Origin of the sequence: Nonomuraea solani (assembly GCF_900108335.1) — a bacterium.
Taxonomy (GTDB): Bacteria; Actinomycetota; Actinomycetes; order Streptosporangiales; family Streptosporangiaceae; genus Nonomuraea; species Nonomuraea solani.
This window is the reverse complement of sequence record NZ_FNVT01000003.1, coordinates 931,760-958,553: the sequence shown is the minus strand read 5'-3', so window position 1 is coordinate 958,553 and position 26,794 is coordinate 931,760. Positions and strand designations below refer to the sequence as shown.

Here is a 26,794-nt window from a genome sequence, read left to right as displayed (position 1 = left end):
GAAGCGTAGAGAACTCCAATCTTCCCAGGTCAGAGGGCACCTCGCCTTATTTCACAACACATCCATCAGATTTCCCGCCGTGGATTCAGGCTGAGACACCGCCGGTCAGCATGACGCTCGCGTAGTAGTGCCTGAGTTGGTGAAGGCCCTCCTTGCGGGAGGTGACGTAGCGGCTTCGCTGACGCGGGTCCTTATCTGGTGCCGGGATCACGCCCGCTCGCACGAGAGCGGGTTTCCAGACCGTTTCGCTATAGCTCCTGGCCTTTATGAAGCGGTCGTCCGTCCAGCGGAACAACAGGTTGTGCGTGCGAAGCTTGCCGTCCACCTTCTCCCAGGGCAGGGAGCAAGCCAGCGGGGGATAGGCCGAGAGGTGCCGCTTGATGGCCTCAGCCGCCCAGTCAGGCAGCGGTACGACCCGCTCGCGGTCGTTCTTGGGTAGAGCGAAGACGTGGTCGGCTCCCAGCTTCTTGATCTGCCGTCGTACGCGAAGAAGGCGCTCGTCGAAGTCGACGTCTTCGAGCGCCAGGCCGAACAACTCACCCTGCCGCAGTCCGCACGCGGCCCCGAGCATAGGGAGCAGACGGAAGAGGGCGGGGTGAGCGTCGATCAGTGCGTGGACCCGTTCGTCCGACCACGCCGTGATCTCCTCGGTGGTGCGCTTCGGCACCTGGACGATCGGTGACTTGGCGGGACTCCGTTTGATCGCCTCGTCGGCGACGGCCAGATCGAGGATGCCCTGAAGGACCAGGAAGGCCGTCTGTACGGTCGAGGTCTCGAAACGGCTGCTCAGGTCACTGATCCACGCCTGGATCTGGGACGGCTTGATGCTCTTCACTGGACGCTTGGCGTAGGTCGGTGCGACGTGAAGTCGGTGGATGTACTCGTATCGAATCTTGGTCGATGGGTCCACGATGCGTGAGGCGAGCCACCGTTCGGCGAGGTCGACGAAGAGCACCTTGCCGGCGCTTGGGTCGATGTAGTCGCCGCGGGCGATGTCGGCGCCCATGGTGGCGATCTTGCGTTCGGCGTCGGCCTTGCGGTCGTACGCAGTTGAGCGCTCATTGCCATCGGGGTCCACCCAGACGGCGAGCCAGCGCTTGCCCTTGCCGTGGCGTGCGGTCTTGACCTTCTGCGGCTTGCCGTCCGGGGTGCGGACTGTCTTGGTCCAGAGATCCTTGACGAAGGCCATGGGGCTACTCCTGGTCCTGGACCCAGGACATGACGTCCTCGGGCACGTAGCGCAGGTGACGGCCGATCTTGCGTCCTCTCGGGCCTGTGCGGTGGTGTCGCCATTGGTAGAGGGTGGCGATCGGGACACCGAGGAAGGTGGCTACGTCCTCCACAGTCCAGAGCCTCACGAGGGTGTTCATTGGCCCCCGCCGGTAATCGCTGTGGCGAGGAGGGCGTCCCCGACTGAATAGCCCTTGCCTACGTACTCCCATTCGCTGATCACGAGGATGGTGTCTTCGTCGAACAGGGGCAGGCGTCCATGAGCGACCTCTTCGGTGTGAACGAAGCGTTCTCTTACTGCTCGGAGTTCGCCCAGGGTGGTGGAGTAGCGGCGGGACCGGGTGGAGAAGTGGCCGCGGAAGCCGAGCATGTGAGCCCAGTCGGCAAGCCGGAGTCCGGCCAACTCCGGGAGGGCACCGAGGCGCATGCAGGTGGCGATGAGTCGGCGGGCGTGATCGCGGAGGTTGAAGGCGTCGAGGTTGTCGAGCGGGTTGACGCGGCGGTCGAGGGTGCCGACGCATTCGGCTGCTTTGGTGGCGTACTTGGCGATGTAGCCGGCCACAGCTTGTTCGGTGAGATCGCCGTCCAGGGTGATGCGGCGAACGTCGAGCTGGTCGCCCCAGCGCAGGGCACGTTCGGGCTCGTCCTCGTAGGCGGGTGCGGTGGCGGTGGCGGTGGCGGTGACGACCTTGGCCGCGTGCTGGACGGCGTGGGTCAGGGCGTCGGCGGTGACCCAGGCCGGAGGTGGGAAGGCTGGTCCGTCGGAGCTGTCGAGGCGGATGACGGCGTGGAAGTGGACGACGCCGCGGCGTTGGTATTCGGCGACCTTGGCGAAGGACAGGGTGAGGTGGTGGCGTAGCTCGCTGAGCGGGAGGCCGCCGTGTTTGGCGAGGTGGCGGCGTACGGCGTCGGCGAAGCGCTTCCACAGCAGCGGGGCCAGGGCGTTGAACAGGACGGAGCCGGTGTAGTCGTAGCAGTCCGGGCACAGCGGCTCGCCGATGCGCGGGTCGTCCTTGCTGTGCCGGGTGGTGCAGGTTGTGGCACGGCCGTGCGGGCAGGTGGGCGCGTTGCGGCGGGCGTGGCAGGGCAGGGTCTTGCCGTTCTTCTCACGGCACGCATGGACCGTTCCAAAGCTCGGTGCGGTGAGAGTGACGAACAGGGTCGGGTGGCTGGTGACGGTCGTCGGGACGCCCTTGCCGCCGATCAGTCCGGCGCGGATGAGCTGGTAGGTGTCGGCGCGGTAGGTCTCGGCGCAGGACGGGCAGCGGGAGGCGCGGCGGGTCTTGCAGGGCAGGCGCAGGATGCCGTCGGGTTCGTGGCGGGTGGTGTAGCGGTGCAGGAGCTGTCCGGTGGCCTGGTCGTAGTGGTCGACCTTGCCGCGCAGGTGGATCGGTTGGCGGCAGCCGCCGGTGTTGCGGACTTGGGTCGCCCATCGGTCGTAGTCGGGATGGTTGAGTCGGGCGATCATGCCCGCTTTGGCGTGCGCGGTGGCGTGGGTTGTGGGCAAGATGGAGACCTCCTTTCGCTCGTTCGGGTGAAGGGATGGCCCTCGACCTGGCGTGTGTCTTGGCGGATGTGCGGCCAGGCCGGGGGCGCTGCGCCTTTAGGCGCCGTGGTTGTCGATGCCAGTGCCGTCGCAGTCGCGGCAGCGGTCTCGGTCGTTGTCGAGTCCGGTGCCGTTGCAGGTGCAGCAGCAGTAATGGATCACCTCGTTCACGTGGTCACTTCCGTTCACGCGCGGTGGTGGTGAGGTAGATGCGCCAGTGGTGCGGCTTACCCCGGTCGGGATACAGGCGTGAGGCGCCGATCACGGTGAAGTACTGACGCAGGCGGAACAGGGCGTCGACGATTTCGGCGCGAGTGCCGTCGAGGCGAATGCGCACGGCGGTCTCCCTTAGGTGTGGTCGGGCTGGATGCAGCCGTAGTAGCTGGCTTCGGCGTCGTGGCGGGCTCGGGCAGCGGCCAGGACGGCCACAGCCCGGTACTCCACCGGCCCGAAGAAGATCGAGGTGGCGTAGTGCCCGTACGGGGAATCCTCGAAGTCGATCTCCGAGCCAACGCGGGCGGCGATCTGGTCGATCTCGGCGCGAAGGCCAGCGTCGTCGTCCTTCTTCGGGAAGTGGTGCAGGGTGAGGCTGGAGGAGACGGGCAGTTCGGGGTGGGCTTCCAGAAATGCGGCCAGGTCGAGCAGGCCGTTGATGAGTGCCGAGCGGTGGTTGCGGGTCATCGGTGGTCTCCCTTCTAGGTTCAGGCGGTGCGCAGGGTGCGCAGCAGGTCTGAGGCGAGTTGGTTGGACACACCCAGGTGGGTGCGGAGGGCGTCGCGGGTGATGGGCTTGCCGTGCTTGGTGTGGTGTTCGTCGGCGACGCGGCGGGCGTAGTCGACGAGGGCGGGCGCGAGATCACCGTCCCGCCCGTCTTGGGCGTTGTCCTGGTCGGTGTGGTCGTTCGGGACGAATTCGGGGACCGGGGACGAGGCCAGGACGGGCGTGGACGAGGCGGCCGGAGCAGCGCACGATTCGGGAGGGGCGGCGCGGCGCTCCAGCATCGAGACGGCGATGAGGAACGCTGCGGCCGGGGTGGCGGCGGTGATCCAGCCCCATACGGTCGGGGCGGCTTGGGCGAGGTTGGCGGCCAGGGACAGGATGATGCCGCCGGACAGGACGAGGACGGGCTAGGAGAGTGGGCCGCGCCGACTCTTGGCGGTCTTCTTGTCGCGTTGGCGTTCGCGGGCGGCCATGACGCAGGTCAGGTCGATGCAGACGGCGATGGCCCAGGACATCCAGCCGGTCTGGCCGTGCTGGCTGGCGGTGTCGCGGATGTGGGTGAACGATCCGGCACCCGCGATGGCGGCCAGGACGAGGATCGGGCCGGTGTCGAGTAGCCAGCAGGTGATGCGTCGCATCGTTCCTCCCTTCGTGGTTCAGGCGTCGAGCAGGTGGGACGGGTCGTAGTCGGGCAGGTGGGCGGTGATCTCGTCCCAGGACGGGGCGAGGTGGGCATGAGTACGTGCGGCGTGTTCGGCTGCTTGCTCGGTGACATAGAAGGAGCGGGCGCGGTACCACTGGCCGTCCTGACCGGCGACGATGGCCACACCGGGCGTCTCGGCGGCGATGGCGCGAGCGGAGACCAGCGCGGCGGGGTCGAGGTCGCCGAGGGTCATGGTGGCGGTTTCGGGATCGTTGACGCGGTGACAGATCCGTCCCGAGCACTGCGCACGCAGGGCGGTGACACCGGGGCCGAGATCGGAGCCGATCCGCTGGCCGCAGCAGAACAGGTAGATGCCGAACGCCCGCCCGAGCTGCGCCACCCGCAGCAGCGCCGTCGAGGTCTTGGCGATCTCGTCCTTCTCCGACTTGTCGGCCATCAGATACAGCTCGGCCAGCTCGTCGACCAGGACCACGACCGGCGTCGGGCGGATCCCGGGTGGCAGTTGCCAGATGTTGCGGGCGCCGGCCTGACGGCACAGCCCCATCCGGTCGATCATCAGCGTGACCAGGTCATCCAGCAGCGTCACGGACTCGGTGCGGCAGGTGGCCAGGGCAGACAGGCGCGGGCTGTACGGGGTGAACTCCACCCCGCCCTTGAGGTCGAAGCCGACCAGGGCGACGGGTTGCGGCGCCAGGCCGACGATGAGCGCGTTGGCCAGGTTGGACTTGCCGGATTGGGTGGCTCCCGCGTTGATGTAGTGCGGCACGGTGCGGAAGTCGATCGTCCAGGGGCGTCCGGTCTCCAGCCGTCCCACGGTGACCTTGAGCAGCTCGGCCGAAGCCGGGAGCTGATCGACCTTGACCAGCGGATCGCGGATGGTCGCCTGGAGGACGACCCGGCCGGGCCGGGGCGAGAATGCTCGGATGGCGTGCACGCCCCAGGAGTGGGCCAGGCGTTCGGCGGCTTCGGCGTAGTCGCCGGGTGTCTGGCCTTCCAGGGTGTGCAGGGTGACGCGCCAGCCGTGCCGGGTCGGCAGCGGGAGCCACATGAACGGTTTGGTGTCGACGGCGACCCGTTGGAAGCGGCGGCGGACCTTGACCAGGCCGGTGGAGGCGATCGCGCCGGGCACGGTGGTGAACCACCAGCATTGCCGCTTCTTGGTCAGCCCGCAGCCGAGGGCGACCCGCCGCCAGGACGCGCGGACGGACAGGGCGGCGAGCGGGAAGCCGATCGCCAGCCAGAACGAGGCGGGGTGCCAGCGGCGCCAGGCCCACAGCCCGGCCGCCGTGGCGGCCAGGACTGCGAGCACATCCAGCGCGTCACGCATCGGCGGCCTCCCGGGCGGGGAGCAGGGCCGAGGCGCGGTAGGCGATGCCCCACTTGCCGGCGATCTCCCAGACGTAGCCGAGCAGGCCGACCGGGGTGACCGTGTCGCCGACGGTGATGGGCGGTTCTCCGGTGGTGCCGATCTTGACGAGTTCGATCCGGCCGAACTCGTCCTCGACGGAGACGGTGACTTCGTAGACGGTGTTGCCGTTCTTGTCGGTCTTGATCTCGCCGGTGTCGCGGTTGAGCACGCGAGGGCGCGGGGCCTTGACGCAGGTGATGGCGAGCTTGGTGGTGTCCACAGGGATCGGGACGGTGCGCATGGGCGGTGACCTCCTCATTCGTCTTAGCCAACATAGTTAACTAAGTTGGCTCGGTTGTCAACGTAGTCTCGGTTGGCTTGGTTGGTGTTTCGTGGTGTGATGGACGTGATGGTCAAGAACACCGGGCGACCCGGCTACCTGCAGATCGCCGACGATCTCCGCGCGCAGATCCGCGGCGGCTCCCTCGCGCCCGGAACCCCACTGCCATCCACCGCCCAGCTAGCCGAGCGGTACGACGCCTCGCTGAGCGTGGTGAAGATGGCTGTCGGTATCCTGCGCAACGAGGGCTTGGTGATCGGCCAGCAGGGCAAGGGTGTGTTCGTCCGCGACTCGGCCGAGGGTTCCCCCGCCGGTGACGTGGCCGGCGAGGTGGCCGAGCTGCGGTCCGCCGTACAGGAGCTGTCGATACGGCTGGCGCGGGTCGAGGAGCAGTTGGCTACGTCCACGAAACCCCGTTCCGGACGTAGCAACCGGTAACCTTCCGCGCCAGCACGGCCGAGGCCCCGTCCGGGCGACGCCGCAGGTTCAGCGCCTTGTCCTCGCGGCGGATGCCGACCAGGACCGCGATGTAACCCACCAGCAGGATGACGCCAAGCAGTCCGGCGATGACGAGCGCGATCACGTCCACGTCACCCCCGCCATGGCGACGCGGCGCGGACCGCGCGGGGGACGACGGGTCTCCTCCCGCCGCACGCCCTCCCGGCGCTTGGCCGCCTGCTTCTTGATCCAGCGATCCCGGGCCCGGCACTTACGGCAACGGGTCTGGCCCTCGTCCAGGGTGGCGCTGCACTCGCAGGCGGGCTCGGGGTAGATCTGCTCAGTCATGTGATCACCTCTCCTTTCGGTCGCTCCGGTGTTGCCTTGCGATACCGAGAATGCGACGGAGAGTTAAGACGAGATCACTACACGACGGGACATGTTCAAGACGTCCGTCCTACGATGTGCAGGTCCCCGGACGTCCTTCTGAGCAGGTGACATGGCGAACGAGAGGCTGCGAGCGGCCCTGTTGCAGCGCGGCGTGAGCATCGCCCAGCTGGCCGAGGCCATAGCGGTCGACCCCAAAACGGTCGAACGGTGGGTAACCAAGTCCCGCGCGCCATACCGAAAGCACCGCTTTGCGGTGGCTTCCTACCTGGATACCGAGGAGACCTACCTCTGGCCCGAGGCGCTCACCCGCGAACAGGTCGCCGCAGCGTCCGAGAGCGAGATCGTGGCCCTCTACCCGCACCGCTGGGCTGTCCCCAGGGACGTGTGGGGACGACTGTTCGCCGAAGCATCCCAAGAGATCGGCGTGCTCGTCTACAGCGGGCTCTTCCTCGCGGAAGACGCAGGACTGCAGCGCATGCTCGGCGAAAAGGCCGACGCAGGCGTACGGGTGCGCATCCTGCTCGGCGACCCCGATTGCGCCGAGGTGGCCCAGCGCGGTGAAGACGAGGGCATCGGGGACGGCATGGCCTTCAAGATCCGCAATGTCCTCGTCCTGTACCGACCGCTGCGCGAGCGCGCGCATGTGGAGTTCCGCCTGCACTCCACGGTGCTGTACAACTCGATCTACCGCGCCGACGATCAATTCCTCGTCAACACCCACGTCTACGGCGTGCCTGCCAGCAACGCCCCGTTCCTCCATCTGCGCAAGGTCATCGGCGGGGACATGGTCGCCACGTACGCCGAGAGCTTCGAACGGGTCTGGGACGGCGCCCGGCCACTAGGGTCCTGAGCCATGGCCAAGCGGATCGACTACTACGACGACCCGAACGCCCCAGCACCGAACAGCCTGGTGCCGTCCGTGAACGTCATCGTCACCAACGATGCGGGCGAGCTGCTGATGATCCGCCGCACCGACAACGACAACTGGGCCGTCCCCGGCGGCGCGATCGACCTGGGCGAGTCCATCCCCCAGGCCGCCATCCGCGAGACGCTAGAAGAAACCGGCATCGTCTGCGAGATCACCGGCCTGGCCGGCACCTACAGCGACCCCCGGCACGTCATCCTCTACACCTCCAACCGCGAAGCCCGCCAGGAGTTCTCCATCGTCCTGACGGGCCGCGCAATCAGCGGCGAGCCAACACCGAGCAGCGAATCCCGCGAAGTCTGCTGGGTCCCTCGAGGGCAGGTCACCGCACTGCGCATGGACCGCTCAATGCGGATGCGCATCGAGCACTACCTAACCGGCACCGCCCTGCCGTACATCGGCTAGCGCCGCCTCCACCGCCCGCACCGCCGCCAAGATGCACGGCGTCGAAGCCGTGATCGACCGGCTGACCAGGTGCTCCGGCCCGTACCGAGAGTGGATCTCCGCCAGCCGCTCAGCCGCAGTGAGATGAGTCCCGTCCGGACCGGTGGTCATGTCGCAGTAAGTCAGCGCCTCCACCAGCTCAGGACGCTCCTCATCGAACTCCGTGGTCAACTCGGTGAACAAGGAGCGTTCGAGCGCCTCGTTGACTGCACACGAATGGTGCGCCACCAGGCGGCAGAGCGTGTCGTCAGCCCGGCAAACGTCACGCAGGTAGCGCGCGCCGTCGAGCGGATGGAAGCCGGTCGCGACGAGGTTGGGCGCGTAGCCGATGTCGTGCAGGTAGGCGGCGGCGGTCAGGGTATCGGCCTCGTCGCCAAGGATGGGGGCGAGCGACACGGCCCGGGCGGCTACCCCTTGGGTGTGCGCCCAGCGCCGCGGCAGCGTCGTCTCCAGCAGGTCTTTGGCGAGGTCATGAGCCCATTCAGCTTGTCCCACACTGCCCACGATAGGCACACCTCGCCCAGACCGAGCCAGCCAGCCCCGCAGGACGTCCTAGGACGTCTCAGCACGCACGAACCGCCCGCGCCCATGCTCGGCCACGATCAGCCCTTCCTGCTCCAGCACCGCCAGCGCCTGCCGGACCGTGCTCCGCGACACCCTGTGAGCCCGCCGCAGCGTCAGCTCACTGGGCACGGCGCTACCCGGTACTAGTTCACCGCTGGCGATTTGCTCCCGCAGCTCCCGCGCGATGGCCTGATACAGATACGGCTCCTTCTTGGCTTTGCCGCCGCCGAGGACCAGCCGGCCCTTGGCCGGGATCGTCTGGATCAGCCCTTCGGCCTCCAGTACCGCCATCGCCCGCCGTATCGTGTTGCGCGCGACCCCGAACTCCGCGCACAGCGCCGCCTCCGACGGCATCATCGAACCCACCGGATACTCGCTCATCTCGATCCGTTCTCGTAGCCGGTCGACGATCTGCGTGTAGATCCGCCAGCCGGTCAGCCACCTGGTCACTGTCGCTGGACGTCTCAGAGCCGGTACGCCTCGGCGAGCTGGCGGAGGTTGAAGCTCAGTTCTCCTTGCTCCTCGCGTCGCCAGCCGTCCTGGGCCGCTTGCTGGATCCGCTCGACCCCGGCCTGCAGTTGCAGGCAGGAGATCCGCTCGTCCGGCTGGTCACCCCAGTAGAACCACCGGAACTCCAGGTGCACGTAGACCCGGCGAGCCCGGCCGGCGACGTCGAGCACCTCAACGCCCGAACGGCCGTCGTCCTCGATAAGGAACACGGCGTGTACGCCCCGTTCCGCCAGCTCATTGCGCAGTGCGGTGAGCAATGTCTCCTCGCACGCCCGCTGACGCTCCTTGATGCTGCTCATGACCGAGCTGTCCCTTCGTCGTCACGGTCTGTACATCGAGGTTCGCCCGCAGCCTGGAACCTTTACACCGCAACTCAGGGACGTCTAGGGACGTCTCGTGTTAACTTCCCAGGCAGAACGCCCGGCCCCACGGGAGGTGCGCCCCATGAACGACAACCTGCGCCAAGCCCTGAACAACGCCCGCCTCCAACCGGTCGACGTGGCCGCACACCTCGCCGTCGACCCCAAAACCGTCGCCCGCTGGCTCAAAGGCCGCACCCCACACCCCCGCCACCGCTGGGCCGTCGCCGACCTCCTCCACACCGACGAAGCCGACCTCTGGCCCAACCTCAGCGAACAACGCCGCACAATCCCCGCCGAGGTCCAGACGATCTATCCCCACCGCTGGGCCGTCCCGCAGGATGCCTGGCGCCAGCTCTTCCAGCAAGCAACACGGCGGATCGACATCCTCACCTACAGCGGCCTCTTCCTCGCCGAAGACACTGGCATCCTTCGCCTGATCGCCGACCGAGCCCGCGCAGGCGTCAGGACGCGAATCCTCCTCGGCGACCCCGACGCGTCCCAGGTAGCCACACGGGGCATCGACGAGGGTCTCGGGCCAGAGGTTATGGCCGCCCGCACCAGGAACGCCCTCGTCTTGTACAGCCACCTCACGGGCGTCGACAACGTCGAGCTACGCACCCACCAGAACGTGCTGTACAACTCCATCTACCGCGCAGACGACGACCTACTGATCAACACTCACGTCTACGGGACACCCGCAGCCCAAGCTCCCGTCATCCATCTGCGATCTCTCGGCTCATCGGCAGCAGCCACCTACCTCGACAGCCTCGAAAGCATCTGGGCAAGCGCCAAGCCCTGGATGCGCTGAACGGTCGCCACGCTCAAGATCACTCAGACGATCGAGGTCAGAAAGCCAAATATCTGTACGTCATCAAGGCCGTACCGCCTGCGGCGGCACGGCGCGTTGGGCGGTCGCTGGCCGCGCTGCGGCTCTCCGGCCGGTCGCGGCCAGCAGCGCCCACGCGCAAGACCATGACCGAAGCTGTCTTCTTCCATTCATCACGCGAACTCTCTACAAAAACTGGCTGGGCTGGGCCACTCTGTAGACATGTCTTCGATATGGACAACGCACACATGGAGCGCACATGGGGGGCAGTGACACAGCGAGGGGGATGAGCTTTCAGACAGCAAGTGCGATGCTTCACTTGGTGAGAATGCCAGTGGACTTTAGCAACGGATCCATCTTTCGCATCGAAGGAACGGATGAAGCCGTCGACTTTGAAATACTTGATTCGGCTGAATCGCCTATCCTGTTAGCTCAAGCAAAAACACGAATAGAACCAGGTGGATGGTCGGCGCACGAACTTCTTCCCCTTATCAACCGATGGGTGAAAGCGGATCCACGAGGCAGCGCGAAGCTTAGGTTCATATCGGATGCGCCGGTCAATACATCCGGTCACAAATTAGCCCAGCTAGCAAATATTGCCCAAGCTTCACGCGATGAGAACGAATGGTTCGCAAAAGCCCGCGACCTGGCACCAAAAGAGTTGACACTAAGACCGGAGCAGTACAATTTATTTCAGCGTCTTGACATCCACACCCGAATGGGACCTTGGGTCCAAATTCTTGACCAAGTTCGGGTAGAAATACTCCGGTCCTCTCGTACGGAATTGGATGCGGAGACCATCGATTCAATCGTCAATTCTCTCTTCGTGGCGATGTTCGAAAAAGCCAGCAATGCGAACGCGGCAAGCCGCATTATCGGCTTAGATGAGCTATCGGAGTTGCTGCAGGTATCTAGGCGAGAACAACCGACCACCTCGCGCAGACATACGTCTGCGCGAGCAACCATGCGAGGCATAATTCCTGAGACCTACGCATACGGCCGGGAACAAGAAATTGCGACGATTCGCGAAGGCCTCACCGAAGTGGCCGAAGCTCCACGAAAAGGGTTCGTGGTCGCCGGCATTGGGGGAATCGGAAAATCCACTCTGGCGCAGCAGTATATCACGAAGCATGTCAATGATTACGCGTTTATATGGTGGATTCCAGCCAGCTCACGTTTGCAGGTCTTTTCTGCTTATCGAGATCTAGTAAGCGAAACCATCACCGCGGGATCCATGAATGAGAGCGAGTTAGCATCATGTGTAGGAAAGGAGCTCTCAAAATATTACGGGAAGGCGTTACTCGTTTTTGATGGGATCTCCGAAATCCAAGAGATTCCGAGTCTGCTTCCCTCAGGGTTCACTGGACACTATATACTTACTACACGAGATTCAGCGGTCACTGCGCGCTATCCCGGACTATCTCTCGGACCAATGGCGAGAGAAGACGCACTTGGGTGGTACACCGAGAAGCTCAGCGATTTTCCCAAAGATCAGCTAATCCGGTTAATCGACGTGCTCGAAGCCATACCTCTCGCCATGGCTCAAGCGCTTGCCTATTTGGGCGCCACCGGATGCGGGGTCGATTACTATGTATCTGAGCTAGGCCGATACCGTCTGAAGCTAATGAACGATCCAGATACCGTGCCTCTCAGCTACGATCAAGGGACTACCTTGGTCGCCGCTATAATGCTGTCACTGGACTCCCTAACACAACGCTCCACAGGCGGAGCAGGAGACGACCCGGCCGATTATGCTATTCAAATACTATGCCGATGCTCTCTCCTCGCGCCACGTGAGATACCTCTGAGTCTTGCTGCACTCGGGATCGAAGATGAATCAGCCATTTATAATGGGATACGTGAGGCGCGGAAGTATTCTTTGGTCAACATCGATCGCGGATACCTCTCGATTCATGCCATCGTGCAAGAAACTGTGCGCAGTTTAAGTTTCAGAGAACGTCTTCAGGAGATCCTAGAAGCATTTCAATTCATCCTGACGGAGGAGATCGCAAAAGCCAGTCAGCATCGGGAGTGGCAATATATTTCCTTGCTGACCGACCATGCGGTTTATGTCATCGATAACGTGCTTGGCCTAATGAAGCCCAGCATAAACACCTGCGCATTAATCGCTAACGCTGCTGGGTCAGTGGCGAAGCTGCATGGAAATCTGCAACTCGCAGAAACGATGTTGAAGAGCGGACTACAGATCCTTTCGACTATCTCGTCTGCAGAAGCCCCTTACCGGCGAGCAGCGACTGCGGTCCTATTGGCCGAGATACTCTACAACATGCGGCTCCACGATGAGGCAATCTCGTATGCGACCTTTGCTAGGGCGGAGATCGAAGGACTAGCCGAACCACGCCTTGCTGAACCCCTGCTTCAGTCCTATATGATCGAGGTAGCCGCCAATTTCGCGCTGGAAAACCTCGCTCCCTGCATGAAAGCAATGAGTAAGGCGAATCAGCTTCTTTCTGAACATGTCGTTTCCCCACGCCTGGGTCTAGAGTCGCTTCTGCGGATTGCTCAGATTCTTGTATGGCGCAACAATTGGCCGAGTGCTCGATACAACCTCAACAATATCTCTAAACTTTATGCAGAAGAGCTATCGGCGGACGCGGATCTCATAAGGCATTTTCAGAGTATGCGAGCAGCTGTGGAAATCATGTCTGGCAAAGTAGAGGATGGGCTCCAGATTCAAGCCGGCATCTCCTTGCCGGATCCCGAACTGCCGATTATGATCAAAATACAGCATGCCGATGACTTGACTGAGATTGCAAAGGCGTTAACTCTGCAGAGTCTTGAGCGATCCCACGCCGAATCCGCAAGTTCTGATTGGCTTCTAGGTATTGCGGAGCATATTCTCAATACCGCCCGTCGCATACTGGAGGGCCACGAAGATAGGGCTATGGAGACCGTAGCTGTAATCATCTTCCGAAAGGCGAACGTACATTTCGCCGAGTTCCAAAAGTCAGATGACGAAGATGCGCTAGACAGAGCGATCGAAATGGCTGGGAGTGCGGTATCTCAGTTCCAACACCCGGCCTGCCAGCTTTCCGCACTACGGGATACTGCCACCGAGCTGCTTGAGATTCTGAAGCATGTCAAAGTGGCTGGTCAATCAGTGCTCACGGAAGAACGATATGATCATTTCGGCACTGACGGCGTAGCTCCAGAAAGGTTTCACATTTCGGAAACCAGATCCGATGAGCCTAAGGTCACTGAAATTTCTTGGACGGAAGTGCCTCACGGATTAGAAGCCATAGGACTGGAGGCGCGAACTATACTTTTGGGAGCACGAGTCCTCCAATATCATATGGCAGGAGAGTCTAGACTTTGGGCTATGTTCGGGTGCCAAGCCCTTTCGAAGGCTCTTGGTCATTTTGGCTTCACCGCTAGGCTGATTCCTTCATGTCTACACATCTTTGACTCGCAGATGCGCGAGATAGACGCTCTAGAGCTTTGCGGCGATCGCGATTTCGAGTCCAGTCCTGCTTGGCTGATGACGCGACACTTCGTTCTTTGGTTCGAGGACATCGAAAGGGTACTAGACCCTTTGCCTGAATTTTCGGCTCATCAATTTCATAGTGCAATTCCTCCCACTCTTTTTAGGACGCCAGTCATACTTCCCGGCGTTCATATCGATGACTTAGACTCCCGGCTACGAGTTTTTTCGCGTGGCGATTATGCAATGGGCTATCATCATTTTCGCGACCGAGAAGATGAGCTGCAAGGGATATTGGACAGCGCTTGGATTTCCGAGTTCGTGGAGCTGGTTGAGGTGCTCAAGAGAGATATTTCTCGTGCACTTGCTCGCATCCAATAGCGATATCAAGCAAAGGGTGCCCTGGGTGCGATGGCCTGAACGCCATCTCCAGATGACTCCATGTGAGGAATTGCAGAACTTCCGGAAGGGTCGTCGTGCATGTACCGCTGGAACAGTTTTGCGACGATCGAGATGCACGGAGCGATGGACGCGGCCACGCCAAGACCGCCTATCCAGGCCGTTTCCTCAATGCCCTTCCCAAGATGAGTATGTAAATGCGACAGCTGCGCTGGCAGTAGCTCCCCTACCCGCGTACACATCGGCGCCACCGCACCGCCATAGGCGCCTGCCAGGAGTAGCTTGACCTTTCGTCTGTAGGCGGAAGGTCAAGCTGCCGCGTGGCTTCCGTTCCTCGGGCTTGACGGCCCTGCGGTACGAGTCCATTTGCCATCGAGCACGAGGGCTGGCCGCCGATGATGTGGGACTCGCGCTACGGGAAGGCCGCATCGTCCACGCTGACGCACCGCGTTCCCCTCGCCTGTTCCGTCGCTGTTCCAGACGCCAGCAAGCGTATGGCCTGCTCAGACCTTCATTGAGGCATCATCACAGGTGGCATGGTCGGGCATCGGAGGTCACCCAGATCTACGCCGGGACCAACCAGGCCGAGGTCTGCCGCCAACACGTTCGCCTGCGAGACGGCTGTCGTGATAACGGTACATCTTGCTAACGCTGGTGCTACAACGTCCCTGGACTCCGATGTACGACCACGGAAGTAGATCAAAGCTAGAGAGGCGCTGAGCAGGCTTCAATGTCTCCGGTAGTCACTCGTGGACGATTTTCAACTGGCTACGGAAAAGAAGGCGGCACGGTGGCTGAGGCCGTGACGATCGCCGACTTCGGTGCCCGTCATACGGACTGGGGCGATCGCCGGCAAGGCCCTCCTCCGTCGGGCCTTGCCACCGGGGTGACCATGGCTGAGGTGACAGCAGCGCTGACAGCAACGTCCTCACACGCCAACACGTCCATGCCACCGTCCACATGCGCCTCACCACGGTCTCGATCATTCGAGCAGGGCGATCGGTCCGCCTGGCTCGAAAATCGGTGAGTTCGCGGGCAGGCGGCAGCGAACCTCGGCCCGTGATCTGGGGTGAGGCTTGTACGGCGAAGTTTGGTCAGGCGGTTGGTTGCAGGGTGACGGTCTTGCCGGTGAGGCGTTCGAGCTGGCGGATGATGTCGCGTTCGCGGCGCTGGGTAGCGATGCGGGACTGGTAGAAGTCGGAGCCGAGGTCGTGGTAGCGGGCGTCGGGGTCGGACAGCAGGTGCCAGACGATCGTCAGGACGGAGTTGCCGAGGGCGACGATGGCGCGTTTTCGGCCGCGGCGTTTGGACAGTCGCCGATAACGCTCGCCGAGAAAGGTGTTGGAGCGAGAGGCGACCGCGACGATCTCGGCGAGGGTGGCCGCGAGCCAAGGGTTGCCCTTACCGGTGGAGCCGCCCTTCTTCTTGCCCGCGGAGTTGTTGTCGATCGGGGCGAACTTGGCCCAGGAGACCAGATGGCCGGCGGTGGGGAAGCGACTCATGTCGATGCCGATCTCGGCGATGAGTTCTTGGGCGGCGATGGCGCCGACGCCGATGATCTCATCGAGCTGAGCCACCGCGGCGGCGTAGAGAGCGATCTTGCCCTCGATCCGGCGGGCGACGCTTTCAATCCGAGAGGTGAGGTCGTCGACGCGGTCGGTCATCATCTGGCATAAGAAGCCGTGCTCGTCGGTGAAGTGACCGGTGAGCGCTTCCTGCAGTACGGGAATCTTGGAGCGCATAGGGCCTCGCGCCATCGCTGCCAGCGTCTTGGGATCGCGCTGGCCGTCGATCAGACCTTGGAGCATCTGGCGGCCGGAGACGCCGAACACGTCGCTGATCACGCTGGACAGCTTGATCTGCGCGTCTTCCAACAGCTTCTCCACGCGCTGCTTCTCGCGGGTGCGTTCGCGGACCAGGCTGCGCCGGTAACGGGTCAGATCGCGCAGCTGTCGGATCGGCTTGGGATGCACCAGGCTGGGCCGGCACATACCGCGCTCGACGACCTTGGCCAGCCAGACCGCGTCGAGCTTGTCGGTCTTGGGGCGGCCGGGCACGTTCTTGACGTGCTTGGCGTTCAGCAGCCAGCAGGTGAAGCCCTCGGCCTCGAGCAGGTAGTACACCGGCTTCCAGTAGTCCGAGGTGGCCTCCATCGCCACCAGGGTGACGCTCTGGCAGCGCAGCCAATCGGCCAGCGCAAGCAGGGACGCGGTCAGCGTGGTGTACTCGCGCACCTCTTGACGACGTCGGCCGGGCTTGTCCTCGCTGGGCACGCGTACGCACACCACCAGGCCGCTCTTGCCGATATCGATCGCGGCGACCCGCTCCACGAACTCCACCGGCTCGGTGGTCTCCTGCACCTGTCTCCCTCGTCTCCTCCGTGGCGAGCATGGGTGGTTGCCCGGGGAGCCGGTAGGGGAGATCAAGAGCCGGGCTCTCGTGCTCGAAGCGACAATTCAGGGCCCCTAAGGGTGGTTCCCGGCGTCAGACTGAAAACCGGCCTCGACCAGGCACCAGGCGGACTCGACGTCGGCGGGCAACCACCCCCGATTTTCCCGCCCGCAGGGCGTGCGCGCAGCCACATCAAAGACTGAAAAGCGAAGGTCATGTGGACGGCTGTGGACGGCGGCAATTGACGATGGATGAGCTCGATCGCGCCGGGTGGCTTGGAACTCGGTCTCCAACTCGGCGATGCGGCGCTTGGCAACGGCCGGGCCTCCTACTCGCCGGTCACATCGGGTTCCAGGCCGCGGTGGAGGCGGTCTTGGCGGCGCCCGGTGTGAATCTACTGAGCGCTGATGTCCAGGTCAGGAGCCAGGTCGGTAGCCCTATGACCCGCCTCCAGCAGGTCCAGTCCCTTGCGCCGGAACTCCGGCGGGTAGCCCCGTCGTCCCATGCCACTTTCCTCTCATCAAGCGGCACAAGAATTCAGTAATCCACCGCCGCTGAGCCCGGGACGCACCACGGCCTCCATCAAACTCGGCGCGGTTCACACCCCGATCAAGGTCACGGTGACCGCACTCCCAGGATGAGCGGGACCTTGACTACAAGCTAGGGCTACTGGATCTCACTGATAGACAGGTCAAATCGCAGCCAGCCGGCTTGCGTCCAACAACCTAGTCATCATAGAGGTCGCTGCGGACCATGAGTTCGGCATTAGGCACGAGAGCCATCTTCTTCTCAAAGTCCTTTGACACTTTCTGTGTCGTCGCGAAAATGATCCGCGCTGGGTTTTTAATCGGCATCTTTACCAGCTGCTCAAACTTCACGATGTCTCTCAGCTTGAGCGTTTCCGTCTTGCACTCGCCGAAGACAATCTGACCATCAACAATAGCGGCCACATCCATTTCTCTGTTGTTGCCTGGTCCGTCGAAGTCGATCAGATCAATCTCGGGAGCATAGTGGAATGCTGTAGTTGACTGCGACTTGAGCTGATACAGCACCTGAGCTGTAAGGTGCGAGTTCTTCTCGTAGAACTGGTAGACCGTCTCGGCCAGCTTGTAGCACCATCGAGGTTCCACCATGCCGTTCTTCCAGTGCTTCTGCGTAAACTGCTGCTGGAAAGCGCAGCGGTTGCAGGTAAAGACGGACGACAGAGCGTCGAGGCTGTACCAAGAAGAAAGACTGCATCGCTCGCACTTGAGAATGTAGCCGCGATACACCACCTCTTTGATCAGTAGCTCATCTAGGAGGTTGGCAGCATTTTGTTGGCCACCCATGCTATCGGCGAACGCATCAAGATCCAGATAAGATCTCTGGTCGGTTCGAACATAGAAAACTCCGTTGTCAGTCCGCTTCTCCTTCTGCATGAATTTTTCCAGGACAGACCGAGTATCCTTAGCCTTAATGAACTTGCCAAGCTCTTCAATCCCGCCAAAGCGGTCGATCGTGTCGTTGAAGTACTTCCCCTTGTCGGAGTACCGAACCTTGACGCCAACTCCTTCAAAGTAGGTGTCGAAGAGTTCCATCACATCTGGCATCTGAAGTTTTGGGCGAACAAGTACCGCATCAAGCTCGTTGCTAAAAATCATCGAGTTAGGGCAATGGTAGACAATGCCGTCGCTAGCTACGCGTGACTCCGTAGTTGAGTTATGCAGATTGACAAGCTTCGGGCCGAGTGTAGGCAGGGAAGGGGGTTGGTATCCCTCGATTTGTAGCGAGGTAAGCCAGTAGTGATCCGGCAACCTGATGCTGCTAAAGTTCTTGACTGTTGGAGTATCGAATTGACTGACGCTACCCCCGTCCACGAACACCATGCTGCGGTGATTGACGTAGTTGTTCGTCTCGAATACACGAGAGACGCAGGAGGTTGAGACTTTCTCGACAGGGAGGCAGTCAATCTTCGCAGTGAATTCAGCTCCGAAATACGAGCACCTCGCTACTTGGCGCCGATACGAAATCAACTGACGCTGCCTAAGACTCATACTACATAGCTGCACACGCTTCTCGTCGTGGCCATAACCGATCAGTTCGTAGAAGGCGCTAGTCAATACGCAAGCAGCAGCTTCCTCTTGAGTGAGCTCCCTTGGCTCCTCTCCCCGTTCATGGCGTATGTGTCGCTCGTTCAATGATTTATTACTAGCTCGCAGCCACTCTAGAGGTAGCCACTTAACCCCCTCATGCATCCGCGAGAGCGAGTAGTACAGGCAAAAGTCTTCAACCGTGTCGCCAAGAACAACAACGACCGGCTCTCTGTAACTCATGTGGCGATCGGCACGATAATACTGGCCCAAGTGCAACATACTGATCCCAAAGGGCATCTTCGCCATCAGATTTGCGTCTGGCTTGAGATCTCCGTCGGCACTAATGCCGCTCGAACCATGAGTAACCCTTAGTAGGTCTAGCACTGCGACGCCATCCGGAAGTCGCTCAGACTTGAACCCTGCCTCCGAGTAGTGGTCTGCACTCACCGCGCCGGTTTCGGAATGGATCAGAATTTTCAGATTTAGGTTATCAATGAGCGGGGGCAAGGCGATGAGACCGATTTGGCTCGTCGTGGCCGAGATAATCTTCGACATCTGCGTGAACGGATAGCCAAATCCTGACTTCCTCGTCACGTGACTATCCACAGCATCGTTATAATGAAAGGGGCTCAGTCTGTTGAGGAGCTCTCGGTTCAAGTCATCACTGATGGTGAGCTTATCGATTCGCGATTGAGCGGCACTCCCTGAAAACCAATTCTCAAAGCCATCAGCAGGGTTACCTTCAGAGTCCCAAGAATCTCTGTACCGCTGCTTTGTCGTCTTGTACTGGTCGGGGTCTGCGTGCTCCACATCACTAAACGTCAAATCGAAGATCGCAAGGTGATCGGGGCTATACTCTTCGAGTAGTTCCCAAAACTTGGCGCTGATGCGCTCACCATCAGTTGGAATGATCAGAAAATAGCGACCTCCCCAGACCTGGGAAGCCTGCATGATTGCTCCATCAACTGCTGCCCTCCAATAATCACTAGCCCCGTTGATAAAAATGGCGCAGCGCGGCGGGCGCACGGTAGCAGTGATGTTCTGGTAAGTCGGATTTCCGCTCACGCCGTGTCTCCTTAAAGCATCATATTTAACTCACCTTCCACTGTAGTGGATTCTGGAGACCAAAGCGGGTTTCTTTTCGAATCGGTCATCTCCGCATGAAGGGGACCGCGCGGGAGGGTGTCCAGCCGTTCATCGCGTCCGCCAGTCATCCTCGGCCAGGCGGAGAGTGAAGGCGTTGCCTGTGTGGTGTGGATCCCAGACGTGGTCGAGAGCTCTGCGGATGGTCGCCGAGACGAGTGCAGGTCGTATGGCCATCGCTCGTTCCCCGTGCCAGGCGTCCGGCCGGGAGCAGGGAAGCGACACCAGGAGGACGCATCCCGGCTTGTCGGCTGGTTCCGCCACGAAGGTTAGAGGGGTCCAGCTGTTCGCCTGGTGGTAGGTGGGCTTGCGTCGGACCCGCCAGCGGTAGGTGACGCCGTCGACAATGATGAGCCGCGAGCCCTCTTGGGAATCGACATGGAGGAGCCTTCGGCTCTGTTCCGTCGCTGTTCCGTGGGAGAGCCGAAACCAGTGACAAGTGACGCGAGACGCCCGCAAGCGTAATCCCTGCTTAGCGACATGACCGAGTGATTTCCGCAGGTGGCCTGATCCGGGGTCGGAGATCACCCAGATCTACGAGGGCACCAACCAGATCCAGAGAATGGTCATGGCCCGACAACTCCTCAAATAAAGGGATTTCGGGGGACACGCAAGGTCTTCGCTGGGGGAGCGCTTCGCGCATAAAGAGCTCAGGCTGTGAAATTGGGGGGCGCGGCCCCCCAAACCCCCGGCTCAAAGCCGCTTCGCCAGCATGTCGGCCAGGATGCATGCAAATACCTGCTTACCTGGCGAATCGCCCAATCATGGGCCCTTCTATATCGATTCTCGCAATTCAGCCGAAGTCGGACACCGGTTGCTGGACGGGCCGGTGGCCGCGGACCTGCTCAGAGGTGATGTTTCGGTTTTTGGAAGCCGAGCGACGGCCTGGTCCACCGGACACCGCTGCGCACGCGCCGATGGTTGGGGCTCAAGAACTGAAAAGAGCCCACCTACGGATGGTAGTCGTGCCTAAACTGTCCGCTATGCCTGCGGACGTGCCTCGCGACGCTGTCGTGATTCGCTTCCGGCCGACCATGCCGGAGGATGTGCTTCGGTCTGCGGGAAAGTGGTACAGGTTTACAGGTGTCTACGGACTGTCTGTCTTCACTGATGTGGCACACGCTGCTGAGAGCGAGCACGATGTCATCGGCCGTCTACTCAAAGCGTCGGAGATGTCGAACATCGACCCTGCCAAGAACAAGAAGTTCTACATCTGCACCAGCGCAGGCAAGATCATGGATGCCGGGTTCTCGTTCCGCAAGGATGGGGATGATGATGAGCGGCCGGAGCACTACACGGTCGATCTGGGTGAGCAGCCTACCCTTGAAGTTGTGGAGCGCTTCCTAGAAGCTTTCGACATCGAGCGGAGGAGGTGACCGTGAAGACTCGAATTCGGATTGATCCGAACATGCGCGTGCGCGGCAACCACACGCTCGCAGAGCGCCAGGATGTCGAGGGCCCTGTCGTTGTTGGAGCAGCAGTCGAGGTCTACGAGCCCGAGGCTGACATCCTAGGCCTCGGTCGGATCGTAGAGGTGGACGCTGATCGAGATCTCATCGTCATAGCGGTTGACTGGCCGTCGTTGAGGCCGCGCCTGCAGGAGCAAGCGCAGCCGACTCGCCCTTCAGTCGATGCGCTGCTGGTCGTTGAGAGCGGCTGGGCAAGGCAGTCGGCCTCGGGCCGCAACTGTCCATCCACTGCCGCCTCTGCGCCAGACCTTGCTCGGGTGGGGTGACCCCAGATCATGGATGCTCACATCATCTTGAGTGACGCCGCGCAAAAGGATGCCTCAGGCAAGGTGGGTCTGCTGGGTGCCGGCTGGACGATCACCGGTCCGAAGGTCCCTCCGATGGCTGTGACGGTGTTTCTTCGTATCGGCTGGGAGGAGGCCAGCCGACTACGCCGATGGATGCTGCGCCTGCTAGATGATCAGGACAAGGTTGTGTCGGCTCCTGACGATCCAGAGCGGCGCGTTGAGTTCGACGGGCACCTTGGTCTCAACGAAGCAAGTGACGTAGTGCTGGAAGAAGAGGCCAACCTCGTCGATCTTGCGACATCGTTGGCGATTCAGGTACAGACGCCTCAGCTTGAGGGCGGCCGACGATACCGATGGGTCTTCGACGTCGAAGGCGAGGAACTGGCCTCCATCGCGTTCGTCGTACGCAAGGACAAAGCCGGCGTCTGACCCCGCCTCCGGTCGGATGCGTGCCTCCGCTGCTGAGGAGCCACCTGGCGACATCCGCACATTCCCTACTGGCTATCCGGTCTCCCTGACCTGAGCGCCCGCTGCCCCCTGTGAAGTTCAGGCGGGCGCGGTGGTGTTTCGCGTCCCCGGTCCCTTCTTGGAGGACCCCGCCGTATGGGCGATCGTGCAAGAGGCTCACGAGCGCCCGGCCGGGTCTCGATCTGGTGCCGTACAGGTTCATCCACCTGACCACGTTCATCGCCGGGTTCTCACACAAGATCACCGACTACCAGGTGAGCGTGCTGGTTGAGCGGCCGTCCTTGGCGGCCTGCGCGAACGACTCCTCGGGCCGGCCGGTCATGCGGGAGAGGTTGTCGAACAGGCGGGCGGCTCGCCATCCCTCGTTGATGGTCGCCATGCGAGCCTCGGGAGAAGCGGGCCGGGGGCGGCGGCACCAGCTCACCTGTTCGTGGTGCATGGTGCGGCGCACGTATCCCTCGATGGCCTCGGGCCACCGCGCGGCCGTCTTGGTCAGGGCCGGCTGGACGAGGTCCTCGGCGGCGTGCCGGTCGCCGGTCAGCGGGTACGCCGTGCGGAACAGCGCACCCGACCTGTCGATGACGAACTGCCGCAGAGCCGCCTCAAAGCCTGGATCCACCCGTCCTCCTCCTGATGTCACCCACCAAGGACAAGTGGGCGTCACGGAACCATGCCGGGTATGGGAAAACGCCGATGGGAACTGTTCGCGGCCGGCCTGGCAACAACAGGCGTCCTGCTTCAAAGCCTGAGAGGCCCACAGAATGAGTGAGACCAGCCGAGGAGAGGCCGATGACGCCTCTTTCATCGAGCGGTCCCGGCGCGAGCCCGAGGCGTTCGCCGAGGTCTTCCGCAGGCACGCCCCGGACATCACCCGCTACGTCGCCCGCAGACTGGGAGAGGACGCCGCCGATGACGTGGTGGCGGAGACGTTCCTGACGGCGTTCCGGCAGCGGGAGAACTACGACCTCTCACGCCCGCACGCGCGCCCCTGGCTGTACGGGATCGCGACCAACCTGATGGGACGGCACAAGCGGGCCGAGGTGCGGCAGTTGCGCATCCTTGAGCGCACCGGAGTCGACCCGGTGACGGCGCCGTTCACTGAACGTACCGATGAGCGGCTCACCGCCGAGTCCTCCCGCCGCAGTCTGGCGGGCGCGCTGGCGGCGCTGCCGAAAGGGCATCGCGACGCGCTGCTCCTGGTGGCGTGGGGCGACCTCAGCTATCCGGAGACCGCCGAGGCGCTGGGCGTACGTCTCGGAACGGTGCGGTCGCGCGTCAACCGGGCGCGAAACAGGCTCCGCAAGGAACTCGGCGAGATCAACCCCATGGCCACCGTTAGCGAGGAACCCGTCCATGAATGAGATGACGCGGCTTGAGCGGTTTCGCTCGGAGGTCCCACGACGCGACCTCACCGAACTGCGGGCCCAGGAGGAGCGACTGCTGGCCGCCATCGCCGACCGGCCGTCCACAGGCGTGAACCGCCCGCGCTTCGCCAATCCCCTGAAAGTGGCCCTCGCGGGGCTGGCCGTCGCCACGGTGACCGCCGGGATCGCGGTGGTCGCCGTCGGCTCGGAACCGAGCGCTCCCCAGGTCATCCGTACGATGCCCGTGGCAGCGTCGCACGTGCTCAAGCGGGCCGCCGACAACGTGGGCAACACCCCGGAACTGCGTCCGAAGCCCGGCCAGTTCCTGGTCTACGAGTCGCAGGCGATGAACCCCTCCTACGGCGCGGACCGTGACGGACGCCCCGTACGTCACCTGGACCGGATGCGGCGCAAGGTCTGGCTGCCGGTGTCGGGTGACGCGACCGGTGGAGTCGTCGAGGGTGAGCTTCTGGAGCCCAAGCCGTTTCCCGGCTGGCCGATCTCACGCGAGGCTCGCGAGAACGTCGGCCGCAGCGGCCCGTCGAAGCTCGCCGACTTCGATGACCGCGCCGAGTACCTGCGTAATGACTACGCCTACGTGAGCCGGCTGCCGGCCGAGCCGGCGAAGATGTACCAGCATCTCTACAGTCACCTCGGACTCGGCGCCGAAGCGGATACCGAGGCCTGGCAGCGGGTCCGTGACCTGCTTTCTGAGGCGTACCTGCCGGCGGCGCAGCGTGCCGCCCTGTTCCGCGCGGCCGCGGCGATTCCCGGCGTCATCACCGTCGACGATGCCGTGGACGCGGTGGGCCGTAAGGGTATCGCCGCCGCGCGGGTCGACCCGGTGATCGGTGAGCGGCAGGAGTACATCTTCGACCGCAGAACCTACATGTACCTCGGCGAACGCAGCGTCGTCACCGACGCGGCCAAGGCCGGAGCGCCGGTGGGAAGCGTGCTGACCTCGTCGGCCCAGCTGAAGGTCTCGGTCGCCGATCACGCCCCCGCCGTCACCGACAGGAACTGAGGTCCGGCCTGGGATTTTCGAGGGTGCTCGAATCGTCTTGAGATTTCGGCGCCGGCCCCTTGATGCTGCCCTTGTCAGGGGAATTCGCCAGAACGGCGAAGGAAAGGGGTGGCGTATGTCGGCAATCGTGAAACGGGGCATTGTCCTGGCGGTCACCATCGTTGTTTCGATGGCCGGTCTGATGGTGGCCGGCGCACCGGCGTACTCATGGGTCTACTGCAATTATGTCAGCGAGGTCACGGACACGGCCAGCGGCCGGATTCTTTATCCGACGTACGGCAATTACAACCCCGACTGTGACATGCGCATCAACGAGACGTCGTCCGACGCGGGGGTACGGGCGGCCATCAACCAGCTTCAGCAGTCACTCAACCGCTGCTACGGGCCGAACCGGGTGACCGGCGGCTCTTATGCGCCTCCCTACACGGTGACCAACGAGCTGTCCGAGGACAGTAAATATGGTCCGCGGACCCGGGAGGCGGTGCGGGCGGTGCAGAGATATCTGAACAACAGATATGGCGCGGGCCTGGCAGAGGACGGTTATGCCGGCCCGAAGACCCGGAGCAGGATGATTCACGAGACGGCGGGCAGCGGTGAGGAGTTCTGCACGCCGCCCAAGCTTCCCATCGAAATCAATTAGCGGTCATCGGGGGTCAAGCCGAGCCTGAATCAGTGCTCGGCTTGTCTCGGCCAGATCTGCGTGGCTCTGGGGAGGTCTTTGATGCCGCCGCCTTCCGGGATCATGCCCCAGAGGAACGGAACCAGATATTCGGGTGCTTCGCCCAGCAACGGGGTCAGGTCGTCCTCGGCGATGCTGAGGGTGAAGGCCGGGCCCGGCCGCCCCGCATCCCAGCCCTGTTCGATGGCCCGGCGGACGCAGCCGGCGACGAGGACGGGACGGACCACGATCGTGCGCTCGCCCACCCAGTTGTCCGGCCGGGCGCAGGGAAGCGACACCTGGAGAACGCCGCCCGGCTCCTCGGCGCGTTCGACGACGAAGCGGAGAGGGGCCCGGTCGTCGCCTTTTCTGTAGGCCGGGCGGTGGCTGACCCGCCAGCGGAAGGTGGTGCCGTCGACGGTGATGAGCCGGGTGTCCTTCTTGGGCATCGCCACAGGCGCCTCCGTGATGAGCAGCGAGATTCGCGCAAGTGTAACGACCGGCCGTCCGTGAGATCGAACCGTTTTCCGCAGGTCACGAGCGGCTGGAGGGTCGCGTGGAATCGATCTCGTACGGACCGTTCAGCAGGCCGTGAAACCCTCCGTCGCCGAGCGGCAGAAGTCCCGGAATCGGGCCAGCCATTCGGCGGTCGCGGAGTAGTTGCGGGCGAGGTCGTCCCGGTGGAATGCGAAGGTGTCGGGTTCCGTGGTGACCGATCCGTCGAGCAGGACCCGGCCGTCGGCCGGAATGGCCGCCAGGTGGCCTTCCAGGAAAGTGGCGATCCGCTGGGCGTCTTCGCCGCTCAGGTCGACGGAGATGTTGTAGCCGAGCAGTTCCGCCGTTTCGGCGTCCACCACGCCGGAACTCTCCAGCAGTTCCAGGGTCGGTCGCCAGTTCCACGCGTTGACGTGCAGTGACCGGCCGTCGGGAGTTTCCAGCGTCCAGGACATCGGCACAGCCTATTCGGCGACCGGCGCGCGCGGGGTCCAGAAGGCCGGTCGCTCATCGTTTGATCGGTGCGATCGTCGGCGGTTCGGATGAGTCCCCGGCGGGGCCGGGCGCATCCGCGTCATAGGGTCACGTCATGACGCTGCACCACGTGGAGATCTGGGTCCCCGACCTGGGGCGGGCCGTCGAGAGCTGGCAATGGTTGCTGGAGGAGCTCGGCTACACGCCGTACCAGGACTGGGAGGACGGCCGGAGCTGGCGGCTCGGGGCGACGTACCTCGTGTTCGAGCAGTCGCCCGCGCTCAGCGCCGACCACCACGACCGCCGCCGCCCGGGGCTCAACCATCTGGCCTTCCACGTACGAGGCCGCGAGCGCGTCGAGGCGCTGGTGGAGCAGGCTTCGGCGCATGGGTGGACGCTGATGTTCCCCGACCGGCACCCGCACGCCGGCGGAGAGGGGCACTACGCCGCCTACCTGGAGGACAAGGACGGGTTCGAGGTGGAACTGGTCGCCACGGAAGGGTGAGACGGCGGGCAGGGCCTCGCGGGCTTCGTGCCGCCGCAGCGCCGTCCTACGGCGTTGGCGGGCGCCGCTCTGGGGTCGTCTGAGGTCATGGGACATCGTCACATCGAACGACTCGCGAGGGCGCGTGAGCTCCTGGCGCACAAGGGCTACGACACGCGAGACACCGTCCTGGCCTGCTACGGCGGTTCCGGCTTCACCCAGGAGCTGAGCGCCGAGGGCGACGATCATGTTCTGCTGGTGGAGCCTGAGCGGTTGTATGCGTAGTTTGGTGGCACTTCACTGCTGGTTCATGTATT

31 protein-coding genes are annotated in these 26,794 nt (G+C 63.0%); 12 read left to right on the top strand and 19 right to left on the bottom strand.

From position 1 onward, the window contains the following. Positions 1-85: 85 nt before the first annotated feature. From C4V41_RS15465 to C4V41_RS15435, 9 genes are all read right to left on the bottom strand, one after another. Positions 86-1,189: a tyrosine-type recombinase/integrase gene (locus C4V41_RS15465; protein ID WP_103956491.1), complete on the bottom strand. Its 1,104-nt coding sequence runs from the start codon at positions 1,187-1,189 to the stop codon at positions 86-88. A 4-nt stretch (positions 1,190-1,193) separates the two neighbouring features. Next, positions 1,194-1,343, bottom strand: a complete 150-nt coding sequence (locus C4V41_RS15460) for a helix-turn-helix transcriptional regulator (protein WP_235030139.1) — start codon at positions 1,341-1,343, stop codon at positions 1,194-1,196. 23 nt (positions 1,344-1,366) lie between these two features. Continuing rightward, the gene (locus C4V41_RS15455; protein WP_103956593.1) at positions 1,367-2,698 is read right to left on the bottom strand and encodes a replication initiator; all 1,332 of its coding nucleotides are present in this window, start codon (positions 2,696-2,698) and stop codon (positions 1,367-1,369) included. A gap of 253 nt (positions 2,699-2,951) precedes the next feature. After that, positions 2,952-3,113, bottom strand: a complete 162-nt coding sequence (locus C4V41_RS61825; protein ID WP_160150289.1) for a hypothetical protein — start codon at positions 3,111-3,113, stop codon at positions 2,952-2,954. 11 nt (positions 3,114-3,124) lie between these two features. Then, a complete protein-coding gene (locus tag C4V41_RS15450) occupies positions 3,125-3,457 on the bottom strand; it encodes a hypothetical protein (protein WP_103956489.1) in 333 nt (110 codons plus the stop codon). Positions 3,458-3,477: 20 nt separating this feature from the next. Then, positions 3,478-3,777, bottom strand: coding sequence for a hypothetical protein (locus tag C4V41_RS65835; protein ID WP_327537305.1), 300 nt, complete (start codon positions 3,775-3,777; stop codon positions 3,478-3,480). A gap of 126 nt (positions 3,778-3,903) precedes the next feature. Continuing rightward, on the bottom strand, positions 3,904-4,134 hold the full coding sequence (locus tag C4V41_RS65830; RefSeq protein WP_327537303.1) for a DUF2637 domain-containing protein: 231 nt from the start codon (positions 4,132-4,134) through the stop codon (positions 3,904-3,906). Positions 4,135-4,152: 18 nt separating this feature from the next. Then, complete coding sequence (locus tag C4V41_RS15440) at positions 4,153-5,487, bottom strand: FtsK/SpoIIIE domain-containing protein (RefSeq protein WP_103956488.1); 1,335 nt, start codon at positions 5,485-5,487, stop codon at positions 4,153-4,155. Then, the gene (locus C4V41_RS15435; RefSeq protein ID WP_235030138.1) at positions 5,480-5,809 is read right to left on the bottom strand and encodes an SCO3933 family regulatory protein; all 330 of its coding nucleotides are present in this window, start codon (positions 5,807-5,809) and stop codon (positions 5,480-5,482) included. Before C4V41_RS15435 ends, C4V41_RS15440 begins: the two co-directional genes overlap by 8 nt. Before the next feature lie 99 nt (positions 5,810-5,908). On the opposite strand from C4V41_RS15435, the gene C4V41_RS15430 reads away from it, so the two are divergent. Beyond that, on the top strand, positions 5,909-6,286 hold the full coding sequence (locus C4V41_RS15430) for a GntR family transcriptional regulator (protein WP_235030137.1): 378 nt from the start codon (positions 5,909-5,911) through the stop codon (positions 6,284-6,286). On the opposite strand, the gene C4V41_RS15425 is transcribed toward C4V41_RS15430, so the two are convergent. Both C4V41_RS15425 and C4V41_RS15420 read right to left on the bottom strand, forming a co-directional pair. Beyond that, positions 6,246-6,437 (bottom strand): hypothetical protein, encoded by a 192-nt coding sequence (locus C4V41_RS15425; RefSeq protein WP_103956487.1) that lies wholly within the window; start codon positions 6,435-6,437, stop codon positions 6,246-6,248. The two genes, C4V41_RS15430 and C4V41_RS15425, sit on opposite strands and share 41 nt — an antisense overlap. Further along, entirely contained in the window at positions 6,428-6,634 is a 207-nt protein-coding gene (locus C4V41_RS15420) for a hypothetical protein (protein WP_103956486.1), read from the bottom strand. Before C4V41_RS15420 ends, C4V41_RS15425 begins: the two co-directional genes overlap by 10 nt. A gap of 151 nt (positions 6,635-6,785) precedes the next feature. Here C4V41_RS15420 and C4V41_RS15415 point away from each other — a divergent pair, with 151 nt between their 5' ends. Then, a complete protein-coding gene (locus C4V41_RS15415) occupies positions 6,786-7,526 on the top strand; it encodes an XRE family transcriptional regulator (protein ID WP_103956485.1) in 741 nt (246 codons plus the stop codon). 3 nt (positions 7,527-7,529) lie between these two features. Next, on the top strand, positions 7,530-8,006 hold the full coding sequence (locus tag C4V41_RS15410; RefSeq protein WP_103956484.1) for an NUDIX hydrolase: 477 nt from the start codon (positions 7,530-7,532) through the stop codon (positions 8,004-8,006). Here C4V41_RS15410 and C4V41_RS15405 read toward each other — a convergent pair. Genes C4V41_RS15405 through C4V41_RS15395 form a run of 3 tightly spaced genes read right to left on the bottom strand, consistent with a single transcriptional unit; the run spans position 7,974 to position 9,418 of the window. Next, positions 7,974-8,549, bottom strand: coding sequence for an HD domain-containing protein (locus tag C4V41_RS15405; RefSeq protein WP_327537297.1), 576 nt, complete (start codon positions 8,547-8,549; stop codon positions 7,974-7,976). The two genes, C4V41_RS15410 and C4V41_RS15405, sit on opposite strands and share 33 nt — an antisense overlap. 48 nt (positions 8,550-8,597) lie before the next feature. Next, a complete protein-coding gene (locus tag C4V41_RS15400) occupies positions 8,598-9,059 on the bottom strand; it encodes a GntR family transcriptional regulator (protein ID WP_103956483.1) in 462 nt (153 codons plus the stop codon). Positions 9,060-9,073: 14 nt separating this feature from the next. Then, positions 9,074-9,418 (bottom strand): hypothetical protein, encoded by a 345-nt coding sequence (locus tag C4V41_RS15395; RefSeq protein ID WP_103956482.1) that lies wholly within the window; start codon positions 9,416-9,418, stop codon positions 9,074-9,076. Between the two features lie 145 nt (positions 9,419-9,563). Between C4V41_RS15395 and C4V41_RS15390 the strand changes: the two genes are divergently transcribed. Together C4V41_RS15390 and C4V41_RS60695 are read left to right on the top strand one after the other, a co-directional pair. Beyond that, positions 9,564-10,289, top strand: a complete 726-nt coding sequence (locus tag C4V41_RS15390; protein ID WP_103956481.1) for an XRE family transcriptional regulator — start codon at positions 9,564-9,566, stop codon at positions 10,287-10,289. Between the two features lie 277 nt (positions 10,290-10,566). Continuing rightward, the gene (locus C4V41_RS60695) at positions 10,567-14,130 is read left to right on the top strand and encodes an NB-ARC domain-containing protein (RefSeq protein WP_146103664.1); all 3,564 of its coding nucleotides are present in this window, start codon (positions 10,567-10,569) and stop codon (positions 14,128-14,130) included. 1,112 nt (positions 14,131-15,242) lie between these two features. Here C4V41_RS60695 and C4V41_RS15385 read toward each other — a convergent pair. Beyond that, entirely contained in the window at positions 15,243-16,508 is a 1,266-nt protein-coding gene (locus tag C4V41_RS15385; RefSeq protein ID WP_103956480.1) for an IS110 family RNA-guided transposase, read from the bottom strand. Between the two features lie 756 nt (positions 16,509-17,264). Beyond that, entirely contained in the window at positions 17,265-19,676 is a 2,412-nt protein-coding gene (locus tag C4V41_RS60690) for a hypothetical protein (RefSeq protein WP_146103663.1), read from the bottom strand. A gap of 1,061 nt (positions 19,677-20,737) precedes the next feature. Here C4V41_RS60690 and C4V41_RS15370 point away from each other — a divergent pair. Together C4V41_RS15370 and C4V41_RS60685 are read left to right on the top strand one after the other, a co-directional pair. Continuing rightward, positions 20,738-21,130, top strand: coding sequence for a hypothetical protein (locus C4V41_RS15370; RefSeq protein ID WP_103956478.1), 393 nt, complete (start codon positions 20,738-20,740; stop codon positions 21,128-21,130). 368 nt (positions 21,131-21,498) lie between these two features. Then, positions 21,499-21,939, top strand: coding sequence for a DUF6941 family protein (locus tag C4V41_RS60685; protein WP_146103662.1), 441 nt, complete (start codon positions 21,499-21,501; stop codon positions 21,937-21,939). A gap of 286 nt (positions 21,940-22,225) precedes the next feature. Here C4V41_RS60685 and C4V41_RS62940 read toward each other — a convergent pair whose 3' ends face one another. After that, the gene (locus C4V41_RS62940; RefSeq protein ID WP_200823983.1) at positions 22,226-22,597 is read right to left on the bottom strand and encodes a SigE family RNA polymerase sigma factor; all 372 of its coding nucleotides are present in this window, start codon (positions 22,595-22,597) and stop codon (positions 22,226-22,228) included. 142 nt (positions 22,598-22,739) lie between these two features. On the opposite strand from C4V41_RS62940, the gene C4V41_RS15355 reads away from it, so the two are divergent. From C4V41_RS15355 to C4V41_RS15345, 3 genes are all read left to right on the top strand, one after another. Next, the gene (locus C4V41_RS15355; protein ID WP_103956476.1) at positions 22,740-23,339 is read left to right on the top strand and encodes an RNA polymerase sigma factor; all 600 of its coding nucleotides are present in this window, start codon (positions 22,740-22,742) and stop codon (positions 23,337-23,339) included. Then, on the top strand, positions 23,332-24,366 hold the full coding sequence (locus tag C4V41_RS15350) for a CU044_5270 family protein (RefSeq protein ID WP_235030136.1): 1,035 nt from the start codon (positions 23,332-23,334) through the stop codon (positions 24,364-24,366). Before C4V41_RS15355 ends, C4V41_RS15350 begins: the two co-directional genes overlap by 8 nt. Positions 24,367-24,481: 115 nt before the next feature. Then, a complete protein-coding gene (locus tag C4V41_RS15345) occupies positions 24,482-25,006 on the top strand; it encodes a peptidoglycan-binding domain-containing protein (RefSeq protein ID WP_103956474.1) in 525 nt (174 codons plus the stop codon). A 29-nt stretch (positions 25,007-25,035) separates the two neighbouring features. Here the strand turns inward: C4V41_RS15345 and C4V41_RS15340 are convergent, their stop codons facing one another. Beyond that, positions 25,036-25,479 (bottom strand): hypothetical protein, encoded by a 444-nt coding sequence (locus tag C4V41_RS15340; protein ID WP_103956473.1) that lies wholly within the window; start codon positions 25,477-25,479, stop codon positions 25,036-25,038. Positions 25,480-25,605: 126 nt separating this feature from the next. Further along, positions 25,606-25,974, bottom strand: coding sequence for a hypothetical protein (locus C4V41_RS15335; RefSeq protein ID WP_103956472.1), 369 nt, complete (start codon positions 25,972-25,974; stop codon positions 25,606-25,608). A 134-nt stretch (positions 25,975-26,108) separates the two neighbouring features. Here C4V41_RS15335 and C4V41_RS15330 point away from each other — a divergent pair, with 134 nt between their 5' ends. Both C4V41_RS15330 and C4V41_RS61820 read left to right on the top strand, forming a co-directional pair. Next, positions 26,109-26,498, top strand: coding sequence for a VOC family protein (locus tag C4V41_RS15330; protein WP_103956471.1), 390 nt, complete (start codon positions 26,109-26,111; stop codon positions 26,496-26,498). Between the two features lie 87 nt (positions 26,499-26,585). Next, positions 26,586-26,762, top strand: a complete 177-nt coding sequence (locus C4V41_RS61820; RefSeq protein ID WP_160150288.1) for a hypothetical protein — start codon at positions 26,586-26,588, stop codon at positions 26,760-26,762. Positions 26,763-26,794 lie beyond the last annotated feature (32 nt).